This window comes from Neisseria sp. HMSC03D10, from assembly GCF_001807625.1.
GTDB classification, from domain to species: Bacteria; Pseudomonadota; Gammaproteobacteria; order Burkholderiales; family Neisseriaceae; genus Neisseria; species Neisseria mucosa.
Map to the genome: position 1 here is coordinate 22,514 of NZ_KV789524.1, position 14,437 is coordinate 36,950.

The window sequence follows — 14,437 nt, forward strand, 5'->3', positions numbered from 1 at the left end:
ATTAAATATATTCAAACTACTGGCATTTATTTGTTGCGAAATGAATGTCATTACACAAAAGGTCGTCTGAAAATTTCAGACGACCTTTTGTGATTGAAGGAGGCTTGGGGTTGCAATATCAGCCGTTAGCCTTGCTTCTGCCTTTGCGCTTGGTTGGCGCGGTATCCGGGGTTTTTACCTTGATTTTCACGCTTTTGCTTGGCTTTTTGTCTTTGCGTTTGGCTTTTTCCGTTGCGGTTTTGGCTTTGGCGGTTTTCTTTTTGCCATTTTCAGACGACGTTGCTGCGTTGGACGGTTGGGCTTTGCTGCGGCGTTTGGCGGCGGGTTTTTCCTGTTTTACAGGCGTTTTCATCGCGTCGTCGATTTCTTTCGCCGTCAGTTTGCGTTTGGTTTTCGAGCCGGTTTGTGCAGTGGTTTTGGCGCGGCGTTTCTTGCCGCTGCTTCCGCCGCTAATCAAGGTCAGGTCGATTTTGCTAGTGTCCAAATCGGCGCGTGCCACTCGGACGCTGACTTTGTCGCCCATGTTGAAACGGATGCCGCTGCGTTCGCCTTCTATCGCCATGATTTCGGGGCGGAAGTTGAAATAGTCTTCGCCCAAATCGCTGATGTGTACCAAGCCGTCGATGTGGATGCCGTCCAGCGTAACGAAGAGGCCGAAGTTGGTCATGCCGGAGATTTTGCCCTCGAATATTTCGCCGACTTTATCGCGCATGTAATAGGTTTTCAGCCAGTTTTCCACGTCGCGGCTGGCATCGTCGGCGCGGCGTTCGCAGAACGAGGTGTGGACGCCCAAAGCCTGCCAGCTTTTGCTTGGCGTGTAGGTTTGCTGGTTCAACACGGCTTTGATGGCGCGGTGGACGGTCAGGTCGGGATAGCGGCGGATGGGGGAGGTGAAGTGGGCGTATGCTTCGTAGGCAAGACCGAAGTGTCCGTCGCAATGCGGTTCGTAAACTGCCTGCTGCATGGAACGCAACATCATGACTTGCAGCAATTCGGCATCGGGTCTGCCTTTGAATTGTTCGGCAAGTGCGGCATAGTCTTTCGGTGTCGGGTTGTCGCCGCCACCCAGTTGCAAACCCAATAAGCCGAGCTGCTCGCGCAGGGTGGCGAGTTTTTCGGGTGTCGGGCCTAAGTGGTTGCGGAAGAGGGCGGTGTGTTTGTTTTTTATCAGGAATTCTGCCGCGCAGACGTTCGCCGCCAACATGCACTCTTCAATCAGTTTGTGGGCGTCGTTGCGGACAACGGGCACGATTTTTTCGATTTTGCCGTTGTCGTCGAAAAGCATTTGGGTTTCGACGCTTTCAAACTCCACCGCGCCGCGTTCGAAGCGTTTTTTCTGAAGGATTTTGAAGAGTTTGTGGAGGGTATCGATTTGGGCTTTGTGCGGATGGTCAAGGTCGTCTGAAATCCAACCCCAGACTTGGTTGTACGTCAGGCGGGCATGGGAACGCATAACCGCAGGGTAGAAGCGGTATTCTTTAATATTGCCCGCGTAAGTGATGACCATGTCGCACACCATGCACAAACGCTCGACATCGGGATTGAGCGAGCAGATGCCGTTGGACAGGTTTTCCGGCAGCATGGGAATCACGCGGCGCGGGAAGTAAACGCTGGTGCTGCGTTCCTGCGCGTCCGTGTCGATAGCGTCATCGGGGCGGACATAATGGCTAACATCGGCAATCGCCACGACCAAACGGTAATTGCGCCCGATTTTTTCGGCAAACACGGCATCGTCGAAATCGCGCGCCGTTTCACCGTCTATGGTGACCAAAGGCAAATCGCGCAAATCGACGCGGCCTTTCAAATCGCTTTTACGAACATGGTCGGGGATTTTTTTCGCGGCTTTGGCACACGCTTCACTGAATTGGTGCGGCAAATGGTGTTTGCGCACAGCAATTTCGATTTCCATACCGCTGTCGGCATAATCGCCCAATACTTCGATGATTTTCGCCACGGCAGGGCGGTTTTGCTCGGGATAAGTCTCGATTTCGCCGACGATGACCTGACCGGATTCGGGTTTGAAATGCGCGACGCTGTCAGGTTCTAAAACGATGCTTTGGTTCAGGCGTTTGTCTTCCGCTTCCAAAATCGCTACGCCGCGATCCATATAGAAACGTCCGACCACTTTGCTTTGTGCGCGTTCGACAATATCTAAAACCGTTCCTTCGCGGCGGCCTTTGCGGTCGATGCCGGCAGGGCGGACGGTCACGATGTCGCCGTGCATGATGCCGCGCATTTGGCGTTCATATAAAACAAAATCGCCGTCTTTGGTGGGCGTGAGCGGTACGGCGAAGCCGAAGCCGTCTTTGTGCGCCTCGACACGGCATTTGACCAAATCCAATTTGTCCGCCGCACAAACCGCACCGCGGCGGTTGATTAAAACCTGACCGTCCCGCGCCATCGCTTTCAGACGACGTTCGAAAAATTCGTACTCTTCTTCCGTAATCGACAACTCGCGTGCCAAGACTTCGATTTTGGACGGCACGCCTTTTTGTTCCAATAATTCAATGATCCACTCCCTGCTTGGCAGCGGATGTTCGTAACGTTGTTTCTCCCGTTTCAAAAACGGGTCTTTTTCTCGTAAATTTAAAGATTTAATATTTTTGTTCATTTTATTTGTTGACATTCTTTTTCTAAAATATATAATGACCGCTTCTTTGCGAAATAGTCAATCACTGTAACGCAAAACAGGAAATAAAGCAAAGCCCAGGTGGCGGAATTGGTAGACGCGCTAGCTTCAGGTGCTAGTGTCCTCACGGGCGTGGAAGTTCGAGTCTTCTCCTGGGCACCAAACCTTTTGGTTGCCGCTTTGCTTATCCATCCTAATTGCCCAGGTGGCGGAATTGGTAGACGCGCTAGCTTCAGGTGCTAGTATCCTCACGGGTGTGGAAGTTCGAGTCTTCTCCTGGGCACCAAATCAATTATCCGGCTTATCCGGATTTTTTATTGAATAGATTTATTTGTCTGATTAAGCTACAATATCAGACGACAAAATATGTTTGATTCCACAGAGAGGTGGATGAGTGGTTTAAGTCGCACGCCTGGAAAGCGTGTATACGTGAATAGCGTATCGAGGGTTCGAATCCCTTCCTCTCTGCCATAGATACTTTTAAAAGTTTTACGAACTTTTCAAAAACAGAAAAAGCCCCTTAAATATTAAGTGTTTAAGGGGCTTTTATTTATTCAAGAATGTCAAACGCTTTTAAAAAGGTTTAAATCTTTTTTGTTTTTTTGTGGTATTTTATTTGGTATCAGACAAAAATCGGATTAGAAATGCCCAAAATCGTAACCCCATTGACGCTGGCACAAGTCAAAGCTGCGCGCGCAAAAGACAAAATGTACAAGCTACCTGACGGCGGCGGCCTTGCTCTTTGGGTGCTACCATCGGGCAAGAAGTCATGGCGGCTTCAATATCGCCGCCCTACCGATGGCAAGTCCGACACGCTGACGCTGGGACTCTTCCCTAAATTCGGCCTTGCAGACGCAAGGCAATGGAGAGAAGAGATATTAAAAAAAATTGGCGAAGGGAAAGACCCAAAAATCATATCTGATGATGTTGCCGCAAAATATCGCTTTGAAAATTGCTTGGCGGTTTGGTATGACCGCTGGGCTAGATCGGGCGGCAAAGATGGCAGCGGAAAAGCTCCGCGTTATGCAAAAGCTGTATTGTCTGCGCTCGAACTGAACGCGATCCCAGTTTTTAAAGGCCGCGACATCCGCACAATTGAGACGGCGGAGATTGTCGAAATGCTCCGAAAAATGGAAGCGCGAGGCGTGTTGGAATATCTGCGGCGCGTCAAGGGGAATTTGAATTTAATGTTTGACTACTACGTCGCCGACGGGACGCTGAAAAGCAACCCCGTGACTGTTATCGGAAAGCAGGTTTTCGATAAGCCAAAAGAGCGACACTTTAAGTCTTTAAAATATGATGAGCTGCCGCTATTAATCGAAAAACTAGAAACCGCCGACGGGATTGGCGAACGTGCGCGCCTGCTGATTTATTGGCAGATCCTAAGCATGACAAGGCCGTCTGAAGCAGCAGGGACGCTACTCAAAGAAATTGACCTTGAGCAGAAAACATGGGAAATCCCACTTGAGCGAATGAAGACGCGGCCGCACATCGTGCCATTATCATCGGCCCTGCTGCAAATTTATAACGAGGCTATCAAGCTCAACGTCAACGGAATTTATTTATTTGAAGGAAGCGGCTTTACGAAATCGCTAGACCGTGAAACCGTCCGACTGAAACTGCGGCGGAAAATGAAACTAGACACGACCGCCCACGGCCTCCGAAGTCTTGCCAGAACGTACCTCCGCGAAAAACACAAAATCCGCCGCGACGTCGGGGAATTATTGCTTTCACACGGAATCGCAGACAAGACGGAGAGAGCCTACGACCGCTCCGAACTGCTAGAGGAACGCCGCGAAGCGTTGGAATTATTTGGCCGTGATGTGATGGCATTACGCGAAAAATACCGCCGTCAAAAAGACAGCGAATAATTTAGAAAGAAAACGCGGAATTTTGCGTAAAAACGCATAAAAAACGCGTAATAAAAAATATGTCAAAGACCGTCTGAATATAAGACTTTGAGTATTCCGACCGACTGCATAAAAATGCAGAGGATTTTTTTAATGCGGAGGGGCGGAGGGCAGTGCGCGGCGAGCCGCTCCGCGGCCGGTCAAAATTTCCGAAAATAAAAAAGCTGAATCCGAAAAAATGGATTCAGCTTTTCTTTTGAGTTTGATTTTATTTAGGCATTGGCTCTTCGACTTGATAGCTATCGAAGTCAAAAACTTTAAGCCCGATCCGCTCATTAACGTCAATGAAACTTTGCTGCAACGGCTTGACCTCGTTTGTAGCAAACACTTTTGCCACCGTCATCGCGTCGCCAAGACCACCGGCAGACTTAGGAACAATACCCATCAGCGCAGGCGGCACTCGATGAATCGCCATCATATCTTCCGCGCTCACGGCTTTGATGTTTAGAAACTCGTCCTTCGCTGCGACCTCCGCGATGGGAATCAGTTTAATGCCGTCAGGATTTCCGCCCGGCGCGCGCAGCAAAACATTTTTAAAATTGCCGTCGCCTTTTGACTGACGGAGCTGCGACTTGACCGCATCCCAGCCCTGCTCGTCGATTTGAGTGTCAGTCGAGTAGAGAATAAAGCCAGCGTGCGAACCATTCTTATAATAGCGGACGCGGAACTTAGTCGCCGCCGCATTTAAATCAATCGAATCCATCGCCGCCAAATAATAAGGCACTCCATAGATTTCCTGTTTAAGATTCGGCTGCATGATGTGAATCACATCGCTGCCTTTGATTTCTTCATAGCCCAACTGTAAAAAATTATTCCGAAGATAGACAAAGTCTTTCAGGTTTGACGCGCGGCGCATGTACAAAGCCAAGCGGCTTTTCATTCCCACCACCTTGCCCAATCGATTGCGCTGCATCTCAAGATAGCCGTTACCCAAAACCAAATAATTGAAAGCCAGCTTTTCAAATTCAGAGCGGCTCAAAAACTCCGTCGGATTGAAAGTGACTTTCAAAATATTCAGCTTGGCCAGCAAGGCGGACGCATGGTGCAGCCCCTTGGTCATCAGCCGCTCAACATCATACAAATTGACAGGCGGATCGTACCACTTCCCATTGTCAACGCAGCCGATAAAGTCGAAAAGACTGTACACATCTTGGTAGTCCTCAAACGAAAAGACATCACAGTCAAACTGACCCTCTTTTAAAATCTCATTATTCATAATAAAACCCTCTCATTAAAAAACATCAACCGAACCACGCGCCGCCGAGCCGTCGAGCGGCTCTTGGTAGAACACCTGCAACGCCGCCCACGCGACATCCGCATGGCTCAACTCTTTCGTCCGACCGCTGACATAAGTCACATTGCGGCCGCTGCCGGTCACAGCCGTGCGAATACTCATAAAAGCCGCCGTGAAATCTTTCCAATCAAGCTCCCACTCGACGCGACGCTCACGCATGAGCGCGTGCATCTTATTAATCATCAAATACTTTTCCTGCATGGAGTATTGAACGCCAACCACGGGCGGATAGAATCCATGCACAATCTGGAAGATCGCCGCGCCCAATCCAGTTTTATCGATGACAACCTTCTGCACGTTGTACCGCTCGAAAGCCTTTTTAATAAATGCCGCCTGGCTTTGGAAATCATTGCCGTGCAACATCTGACGCTCAACAATTCGGAACTTATCGCCATCGAAACGAGGCGGCACGACAGCCACAAAAGCCGCCGCATCGCCTGAATCAGCCGGGTCATAGCCCAACCAAACAGGCAAATTCCCAACAGGCCGCGCCGCGAACGGTTTATAAAATTCCGCCCACTCGTCCCACGAATCGACCGCACAGCGTTGCAATGCCGTGAAGTCAAAGACATTGTCGCCGTCCTCCACAAACTCACACATAAAGAGCTGACGAAATTCCGCCGGCGAGTTTTCAAGCAGCAACTGTTGGCGGTCAAACAAATTACAGCCGCGACGCTCCGCATCATCGAGCGTCACAATTTGACGCCATTGCCCATCTTCGCAGGCGCGGCCGTCAACCAGCGCGTCATGGCTGACATCGAGTTTGATATGCTCCGACTTATCGCGCCCCTCATTAAATTGCTCTCCGGTCCAAAACGAATAAGCCGGATGGGACACCGCAGACGGCGTAGAAAAATAAGTAATCCGATACTGACTTTGAGACGCCATCGGCTTCGCCAAGCGCGTCAACTCTTTAAAATCGGGAATCCAGAAATACTCGTCAACATACAAGTCGCCGTGTCGGCCTTGAGCCGTGCGCGAATTAGTCCCCAAGAAATACAAGACCGCGCCATTGCCCAAACGAATATCTGCGCCTTTTAATTCGCAGCCCACCATCTGCGCCATATCGATTTGATATTGTTTAAACTGAAACGCCTGCGCCTTTGACGCCGACAAAAACACTTTATTTTTGCCCGTCGTCAGCGCATCAACAAACGCCTCACGCGCAAAGAAAAACGTCGCCCCGATCTGACGACTTTTGAGCAGATTGCGGAAACGTACCTTTTGGTTGTACCAAATCCGCTGATACTCAAACATTTGTTCCCTGAAAATCTCCTGCAATCGCAAGACCTGCTCTGCCGTGAAACTATTCGGCGCAGGCTTCGTCGCCGAGCGCACATTCTCACGCTCCCGACGCTCACGCGGCGGCTTGTCGATAGTCGGCACATCCCAGGGCAGGCCGTCTGAAACCACAGGCGCGGCCGCCTGCTCGACCTCATTTAAATCAGGCTGACGCGCGTCGGCTTTCTTGCCGCCCGATACCAGCGCAAAGAGCTGCCGCATTTCCTTATAGTCGGCGTCCGATTTCTTCGGCTGTGCAATCAAAACATGCAGCCTCATCTCCGCCGACGCAGCCACGCGCACTGCCGGGCTGCCGCCGTCCCAATTATCGCGGCTCTTCCAGGAATAGACCGCCGGAGCCTTAAGACCAAGATGTCGGGCAATCTCCGAAATCCGCCAGCCCTGCCAATAAAGCTCACGCGCCATCAAGCGCGGATCGACGTTTGGTTTGATTAACGATTCTTTTGTCATCTCAAAAAATAAAAAAGTCTGAAAACCAAACAATCAATGATTTTCAGACCGCCTTAAACCCAAACGACTTTTAAAAAAATCCTCAAAAATCGCAAAGCATAGAAAAACCGTCCACCGCTTGCCAAACTATGCCCATCCACACGCGAGACATCCACCCATGACTTATAAAAAAACCGATTGGCGCGTCATCGGCGTCAGCGGCGAAACCGCAGACGGCCGCACCATTTCAGCCAAAGAGCTGCAAGAAATGGCCGACCAATACGACCCCGAAATCTACGGCGCGCGCATTAATTTAGAACACATGAATTTTCTGTTCCCCGATTTCGCCGGCGGCTATGGCGACGTCGTCGAACTTAAAGCCGAGCCGTGGGCAAAAGACGAAACCAAAACCGCCCTGCTGGCCAAGCTGAATATTACCGAGAGCCTCCAAAAACTTTGGGACAGCGGCCAAAAAATCTACACGAGCATGGAGATTACACCGCGCTTTGCCAATACCAAAAAAGCCTACCTGACCGGCCTCGCCATTACCGACACTCCGGCAAGTCTTGGCACGACCGCAAACTACACCGCCGCCAAGACCAAAGCCGAAGAAAAAATCTTTACCGCCTACCGACAAACTGAAACGCAGGAAATCGCCATGACCAAGCCGCAAGACAGCAACCAAGCCGAAAACCAAGCCAAACCGCTGACCGAAGAACACGCCGAAAGCATTTTTAGCCGCCTATTTGCCAAATACTTCGGCGCAAAAGAACCGAAGCAGACCGAAACCCCGGCCATCAATCCGGAGCAACCAAGCGAGCCAAAAGAAGGCCAGCAATTCAAGCAAGAAGGCTGGGACGGTTTCAGCAAATCCATCCAACTACTGGAAAAACTGGACGAAAAAATCGAAGCCCAGCAAACCGAATATAACGCCCTGCGCGCCGAGTTTGACAAATTCAAAGCCGAAATCGAAGCCGCGCCCTATACCGGCGAACGCCAAGAACACAGCGGCAGCCAATCCGCTGACCGCGTCGCTTGGTAAGCCAACCGCAAATCCACCAATCCCCCAATACCACAGAAAGCGCATCATGAATCAGACTAAATTGAGTTTAGCCATCGCCGCGATGATTTCCGACGTTGCCGCCGCCCAAGGCATCAGCAAAGAGCAAGTCAGCAACGGCTACACCATTTCCCCGACCGCCGTGCAAACCATGTACGACGAGATTGCCCAAAACACCGAGCTGCTGCAAAAAATCAACCTGCGCCCGAAAACTGAAAAAGTCGGCGAAGTCATCGGCCTCTCTTCAGGCTTGATCGGCAGCAATACCGACACATCAGCCGCCGACAAAGAGCGCAAGCCTAAGCCGATTCACAATTTGAGCGGCCGCAAGTACACGCTTGAAAAAACCAACTTCGACGCCGCCCTGCGCTACGACGAAATCGACCAATGGGCGCACCTGACCGATTTCCCGAAACACATCAACAAAAAAATCGCCGAATCAATCGCCCTGTCGTTAGTAACCATCGGCATGAACGGCACCAGCCGCGCCGCTGATTCCAACGCCACCACCAACACAATGCTGCAAGACGTTGCCAAAGGCTGGCTGCAAAAGATGCGCGAAGAGAACAAATCACGCTGCATCGGCACTACCGGCACATCGACCGCGTCCGTCCCATACGGCCCGGGCGCAACCGATTACAAAAACCTCGATGCCGTCGTCACAGACGCGCTCAACGTCATGATGGACGAACGCTTCGCCGACCGCTCCGACTTCGTCGTCTTGGCCAGCCGCCGCACCGTTGGCGACAAATATCTGCGCATCGTCAACAAATCAGGCGACACAGCCACCGAAATCGAATCAGGCGGCCGTCTGAACAAAGAGCGCACATTAGGCGGCTTGCCGGTCATGTACGTCCCCAACATGCCGCAAAACACCATGCTGATTACCCCGTTGTCGAATCTGTCGATTTACTACCAAATCAGCGGCGAGCGTCGCCAAATCGTGGACAACCCACGCAAAGACCAGCTCGAGAGCCTGCAATCCAAAAACATCGACTTTGTCGTCGAGGAATATGGCGCGGCGGTTTTGATTGAAAACCTGACCTACACCAAATAAAAACAGGGGGCGCAAGCCCCCGAATACAAAAAGAAAGGCCGTCTGAAATGACACTGCTCCGCCAACACTTTGACCAAAACATTGCAGCCGCCGCCGCAACAGACAACATCGACATCAACGCCCTGTCTGTCTATCAGCGCCTCTACAAAAGCCTCAAAGACGACAAAGCGATTTTAAAAAACATCGCCTCAATCCAAGACAAAATCAAAGCAAAAGCCGCCATGATTCCGAATTATTCCGACTGGATTCAAGGCGTCATCGATACCGGGCGCGCAGCCGATGACGACCAAGTGACCCCGACGCTCTTGGTTTGGATGATTGACACCGGCGCGCTCGACCAAGCCATGCCGTTGGCTCAACTCGCCATCGAGACACAAATGGCCTCGACCGACGAATACAGCCGCACCATGCCCGAAATCATCATCGAGCAAATGGCCGAGCAAATCAGCGCAGGCAGCGACATCAGCCTGCCCAACCTGCAAACCCTGATTGACTGGGTCACAGCCAAATCAGACAACGGCCTGCACATCAACAACATGCCCGACCAAATCCGCGCCAAATTGCTCAAAGCCGCAGGCGAGCGCGCCGAAGAGCAAGGCGAAGACGAACACGCCCTCGCCCTCTACGAGCAAGCCTACGCCTACAACGCGCGAAGCGGCGTCAAAAAACGCATCGACGCCCTGAAAAAACAGCTCGAAAAATAAAAGCTCCCCCGCCGTATGGCAGACGGCGGCCTGTCTGCAAGCCCAATCCCTTACAGCCTGCGCCGCCGCCCCTGCCATACCCCCAATAAAAAAGGCCGTCTGAAATGACCGGATTTAACTTTAATACCGCCGCCCCAGCCAACACACAAACCATCGACAAACAACACATCGACAGCGGCGAATTTTGGCCGGTCATCGACCTAGACGAGCTGCGTCGCGACATGCGCATCGACACCACCATCACGCCAGACCGCCTCTTCGAGACCGCCGTCAACGCCGTCGCCTACGTCAACGACCAGCTCAAAGACATCATCGCCATCGTCCCATTGGCTCAACACATCAGCCAAACCGACCCACGCCGAATCAACGGCGAGCCGCTCGCCAACATCCGTTACCGCCGCGCCGTGTACAGCTACACCAAAGCCCTGCTCCTAGAGATTTACAACGACTACGACAGCACCGGCAAAACCGCCGCGCGCAGCGACGCCAAACAAGAGACCGCCGAAGACTACCGCCGCGAAGGCCATCACGCCATTGCCGAGCTGCTCAAAAAGCCGCGTATTGACTGCGAGCTGATTTAAAGGCCGTCTGAAATGCACACACAAAACAACACTATCATCACGCGCGACGGCGACACCATCAGCCGCCTAGCCTACGAGTATTACGGCAAATCAAGCGGAATGGTTGAGCAAATCCTCGCCGCCAATCCAAAACTAAGCCGCCAAGCCGTCCAACTGCCTGCCGGGCTGACCCTCGTCATGCCCAAAATCGAACAAAACAAAACAATCAAAACTATCAATCTATGGGATTAGAAAACGTGAACGAAACCAAAACCACCACCGCCATCAACGCGGCCGTCATCGTCATCGGCAGTTATCACATGGCCGCCTCTGTTGCCTTCGGCGCGGCAGTCGGCGCCAGCCTGTTTATTTTAAGCCAAAACCAACACAGCCCACTGACCAAGGCTTGGCTCTTCGCCGTTTCCTTTTTCAGCGGCATCTTTGGCGGAGAGACCGCCGCAGGGATTTTCAACTGGGTATTAAGCATCATCCGCCCCGATGCCCAGCCGCTGAAATTTAACGAGTTTCTCGGCGCCGCCCTGTTTTCCGCCCTCGTCGTCGTCATCGTCAACCGCCTGATCGACTTTGTCAGCAAGGCCGAGATTAAAAGCCAACCCAACCAAAAGAAAGGAGAGAGCGAATGACCCCACTGCAAGCTGCCGCCATCATCTCCCTGACGGCTGCTGGAGCATGGCGCATCCTGTTTTTCGATACACGCGGCCGCACCCATAAGCCCCTCATCAGTTTCATTGCCTGGCTGAAATTTGCCTGGATGATCGGCCTCATGATTGCCGTGATATTCAAACTCTACTCCTCCGCCGTGTGGGGGCTGATTTTCGGATTAGCCCTGCATACCGGAGCATTAATTTGGCATGGCGGCAACGTCAACAGCCTATTGCCGACCTCGACCAAACATCAGACCAACCCCTAAGAAAGCCTCACAAATGACCGACAAGCCAACCTACACCCTGGGCAAAACCAGCCTGACAAAATTAAACGGCGTCCATCCCGACCTCGTCAAAGTCATCAAACGCGCCATCGAGCTGACAAACCAAGATTTCAGCGTCAACGAAGGACTGCGCACACTCGAACGACAAAAGCGACTCGTCGCCGCCGGTGCAAGCCGCACCCTCAACAGCAAACACCTGAAACAAGCCGACGGCTACGGCCACGCCTCCGACCTCATCCCGTGGGGCGACTTCGACGGCAACGGCACAAAAGAGATTTCATGGGCGTGGGAAAACTTTTACCCCATCGCCGAAGCCATGCGCGCCGCCGCCAAAGAATTAAACATCCGCGTCCGTTGGGGCGGCTGCTGGGCAACCCTCAACGACACCACAAAGCCGACAACCCAACTTGTCGCCGACTACGTCGCCGAACGCCGCGCTGCCGGTAAACGCGCGTTTATCGATGGCCCACATTTCGAGCTTGCCTAAAGGACGACCCATGAAAACCGTCATTTCATTTTGCATCGCTCTCTTTCTCGCCAGCGCCCTATTGATGAACGGCCTGCTCAAAGCCAACCGCACCATCAAAGCAAAAGAGCAAGAAATCAAAACGCAGGCCGAGACCATCAAGAAAAAAGAAGCCGCCCTGAATCTCTACCACCAGCGCAGCCGCACCCTGCAAGAGCAGCTCGACCGACTGACCGCCGAAGCCGCCGGCCACAATCAGCAGATTCAGACGGCCATCCAAAAAAATCACGATTGGGCAAATCAGGCAGTCCCCGAAGACCTAGCCAAAACCATCAAATAAAAAAAAGGGCGTGTTCGGACACGCCCTATCTTAGAAAGCAAAGCCATGAAAACGATCATCACCATCTTGCTCGCCTCCGCCCTGACCGCCTGCGCTATCTTAGAAAGCAAAGCCATGAAAACGATCATCACCATCTTACTCGCCGCCGCCATTGGCTTTTCCCTGACCGCCTGCGCCGCCAAAGAGCCGCTGACCATCCAAGCCGCCGACACCTGCCCACCCGTGCCGAAATGTACCGTCAATCCGCCGACCGAAATAAAAACCAATGCCGACTTGGTTTACACCATTTCCGCTTACAAGACCGCTTTCAGCCAGTGCCGCCTCTACCGCGACACATTAGCCGCCTGCCTCAACCCCGACGCGGAGACCGAGAAATGACCGACTACATCGACCGCGCCTGCGAGCTGGAAGAAATGCAACGCGCCCACGCCCTCGCACGCCAAGCCGACCGCGCCGAGCAAAACTACCCATCAGCATTTGAGTGCGAAGAATGCGGCGAACCAATCCCCGAAGCACGCCGCCAAGCCGTCCCCGGCTGCCGCCTCTGTATCGACTGCCAACGCGAACAGGAAAAATATGGAAAAACCAGCTTTACTGCGCGCTGAAATCCAAAAGCACCTGCCCGAGCTGCGCCAAAATCCCGACAAGCTGACGATGTTTGTGACCAACGGCCAAATCGTCGCCTCGAAAAGCACATTGAGCCATGAGACCAAATATCGACTAAGCGTCATGATTACCGACTTTACCGGCAACATCGACGTCTTAAACGCCGTCGTCATCGCCTGGCTGCAAGAGGAAAACCCACAAATCATCGGCCCGGGCGCAACCACGCCGACAGATTACAGCTTCGAGGTCGAGCTGTTGAGCAACAACACCTGCGACATTTTGATTGAGTTAAACCTGACCGAGCGCACCACCGTGCTGACCGACGACCAGGGCAACATCGTCATTGGCCATCCGCGCAATGCCAACCATTCCGACCTGATGACCGCACTGGGAATCGGGACAGACAGAAAATGACCGCAGACGCCTTAAATCTCTACATCAAGAACATCGACGAATACATTGCCAAACTCTCCCCGGCAGAGCTGCGCCGACTGAAAAGTGATATTGGCAAAGTCGTTTTAAAAGCCAACCGCCAGCGCATCCGCGCCAACATTGAGCCTGAAGGCAACGCCATGACGCCACGCGCCGGACACGGCGAAGAAGGGCGCAAGCTCAAAGACGGCGAGCGTCTCAAAGTCGGCCAGCGTTTCATCTATCTCTCCGGCAAACACGCCGGGCGCATCCGCCAATTTAAAAACATCAAGACCGCCGCCAGCGCCGCCAAGAAATCGCGCGCCAATACAGCCGCCTACGATCCGCAGTACGAGTGGGGCTACGAACTGGAAACGCGCGGCGTGTCAAAATTCAACCGCGACTACATACGCGTCTTAGACGGCAAGCCCACCAAAGAGCGGCTCAAAACGCGCATGTTCACAAAAATCCACCGCGCCAAATACCTGCGCTCACAAATCGACAGCATGGGCGTCGCCATCAAATTCGTCAGCGGCCTGACAGCCTACATCGCCGCCGCCCACCAATACGGCGACGACGGCCGCCCCGAGCGTCATCTCTTAGGTTTTAATGACGACGACCTAGACACCATTGAGCAACTTGTCATCAGCCACATGGCCGCCCACGAATAAAAAAGGCCGTCTGAACCCTGAACTGCACCCCAAAAGTTGGACACATCCC

At 52.6% G+C, this 14,437-nt stretch carries 17 protein-coding genes and 3 tRNA genes; 17 read left to right on the forward strand and 3 right to left on the reverse strand.

Features of this window, described 5'->3' with window-relative positions:
• Window positions 1-118: 118 nt before the first annotated feature.
• Entirely contained in the window at window positions 119-2,611 is a 2,493-nt protein-coding gene (gene rnr, locus HMPREF3066_RS04785; RefSeq protein ID WP_141743175.1) for a ribonuclease R, read from the reverse strand.
• Between the two features lie 93 nt (window positions 2,612-2,704).
• Between rnr and HMPREF3066_RS04790 the strand changes: the two genes are divergently transcribed.
• From HMPREF3066_RS04790 to HMPREF3066_RS04805, 4 genes are all read left to right on the forward strand, one after another.
• A tRNA-Leu gene (locus HMPREF3066_RS04790) sits at window positions 2,705-2,791 on the forward strand.
• Window positions 2,792-2,828: 37 nt separating this feature from the next.
• Window positions 2,829-2,915: transfer RNA gene (locus HMPREF3066_RS04795), tRNA-Leu, on the forward strand.
• A 94-nt stretch (window positions 2,916-3,009) separates the two neighbouring features.
• A tRNA-Ser gene (locus HMPREF3066_RS04800) sits at window positions 3,010-3,100 on the forward strand.
• Between the two features lie 173 nt (window positions 3,101-3,273).
• Window positions 3,274-4,500, forward strand: coding sequence for a tyrosine-type recombinase/integrase (locus tag HMPREF3066_RS04805; protein WP_070440776.1), 1,227 nt, complete (start codon window positions 3,274-3,276; stop codon window positions 4,498-4,500).
• 247 nt (window positions 4,501-4,747) lie between these two features.
• Here the strand turns inward: HMPREF3066_RS04805 and HMPREF3066_RS04810 are convergent, their stop codons facing one another.
• Window positions 4,748-5,755: a phage portal protein gene (locus tag HMPREF3066_RS04810; RefSeq protein WP_070440779.1), complete on the reverse strand. Its 1,008-nt coding sequence runs from the start codon at window positions 5,753-5,755 to the stop codon at window positions 4,748-4,750.
• A 15-nt stretch (window positions 5,756-5,770) separates the two neighbouring features.
• Entirely contained in the window at window positions 5,771-7,618 is a 1,848-nt protein-coding gene (locus HMPREF3066_RS04815) for a terminase large subunit domain-containing protein (RefSeq protein ID WP_321178908.1), read from the reverse strand.
• Window positions 7,619-7,742: 124 nt separating this feature from the next.
• On the opposite strand from HMPREF3066_RS04815, the gene HMPREF3066_RS04820 reads away from it, so the two are divergent.
• The 13 genes from HMPREF3066_RS04820 to HMPREF3066_RS04880 all read left to right on the forward strand — a co-directional run bounded on the left by HMPREF3066_RS04820 (window position 7,743) and on the right by HMPREF3066_RS04880 (window position 14,388).
• Window positions 7,743-8,606, forward strand: coding sequence for a GPO family capsid scaffolding protein (locus tag HMPREF3066_RS04820; protein WP_070440782.1), 864 nt, complete (start codon window positions 7,743-7,745; stop codon window positions 8,604-8,606).
• A gap of 46 nt (window positions 8,607-8,652) precedes the next feature.
• A complete protein-coding gene (locus HMPREF3066_RS04825) occupies window positions 8,653-9,681 on the forward strand; it encodes a P2 family phage major capsid protein (RefSeq protein ID WP_070440785.1) in 1,029 nt (342 codons plus the stop codon).
• Window positions 9,682-9,728: 47 nt separating this feature from the next.
• Window positions 9,729-10,385, forward strand: a complete 657-nt coding sequence (gene gpM, locus HMPREF3066_RS04830) for a phage terminase small subunit (protein ID WP_070440788.1) — start codon at window positions 9,729-9,731, stop codon at window positions 10,383-10,385.
• 104 nt (window positions 10,386-10,489) lie between these two features.
• The gene (locus HMPREF3066_RS04835) at window positions 10,490-10,966 is read left to right on the forward strand and encodes a head completion/stabilization protein (RefSeq protein ID WP_070440791.1); all 477 of its coding nucleotides are present in this window, start codon (window positions 10,490-10,492) and stop codon (window positions 10,964-10,966) included.
• A gap of 12 nt (window positions 10,967-10,978) precedes the next feature.
• Entirely contained in the window at window positions 10,979-11,197 is a 219-nt protein-coding gene (locus tag HMPREF3066_RS04840; protein ID WP_070440794.1) for a tail protein X, read from the forward strand.
• Complete coding sequence (locus tag HMPREF3066_RS04845; RefSeq protein WP_070440796.1) at window positions 11,188-11,589, forward strand: putative holin; 402 nt, start codon at window positions 11,188-11,190, stop codon at window positions 11,587-11,589. The genes HMPREF3066_RS04840 and HMPREF3066_RS04845 overlap by 10 nt, the downstream gene beginning before the upstream one ends.
• Window positions 11,586-11,876 carry a phage holin family protein gene (locus HMPREF3066_RS04850; protein WP_070440799.1) on the forward strand — a complete coding sequence of 97 codons (291 nt, stop codon included), beginning with the start codon at window positions 11,586-11,588 and terminating at the stop codon, window positions 11,874-11,876. Before HMPREF3066_RS04845 ends, HMPREF3066_RS04850 begins: the two co-directional genes overlap by 4 nt.
• A gap of 13 nt (window positions 11,877-11,889) precedes the next feature.
• Window positions 11,890-12,381, forward strand: a complete 492-nt coding sequence (locus HMPREF3066_RS04855) for a M15 family metallopeptidase (RefSeq protein WP_070440802.1) — start codon at window positions 11,890-11,892, stop codon at window positions 12,379-12,381.
• 10 nt (window positions 12,382-12,391) lie between these two features.
• Window positions 12,392-12,700 carry a hypothetical protein gene (locus HMPREF3066_RS04860; protein ID WP_070440805.1) on the forward strand — a complete coding sequence of 103 codons (309 nt, stop codon included), beginning with the start codon at window positions 12,392-12,394 and terminating at the stop codon, window positions 12,698-12,700.
• 45 nt (window positions 12,701-12,745) lie between these two features.
• Window positions 12,746-13,078: an Rz1-like lysis system protein LysC gene (gene lysC, locus HMPREF3066_RS04865; protein WP_070440808.1), complete on the forward strand. Its 333-nt coding sequence runs from the start codon at window positions 12,746-12,748 to the stop codon at window positions 13,076-13,078.
• On the forward strand, window positions 13,075-13,305 hold the full coding sequence (locus HMPREF3066_RS04870) for a TraR/DksA C4-type zinc finger protein (RefSeq protein ID WP_070440810.1): 231 nt from the start codon (window positions 13,075-13,077) through the stop codon (window positions 13,303-13,305). Before lysC ends, HMPREF3066_RS04870 begins: the two co-directional genes overlap by 4 nt.
• Window positions 13,277-13,720 carry a phage tail protein gene (locus HMPREF3066_RS04875; RefSeq protein ID WP_070440814.1) on the forward strand — a complete coding sequence of 148 codons (444 nt, stop codon included), beginning with the start codon at window positions 13,277-13,279 and terminating at the stop codon, window positions 13,718-13,720. Before HMPREF3066_RS04870 ends, HMPREF3066_RS04875 begins: the two co-directional genes overlap by 29 nt.
• Window positions 13,717-14,388, forward strand: a complete 672-nt coding sequence (locus HMPREF3066_RS04880; RefSeq protein ID WP_070440817.1) for a phage virion morphogenesis family protein — start codon at window positions 13,717-13,719, stop codon at window positions 14,386-14,388. The genes HMPREF3066_RS04875 and HMPREF3066_RS04880 overlap by 4 nt, the downstream gene beginning before the upstream one ends.
• Window positions 14,389-14,437: the final 49 nt, after the last annotated feature.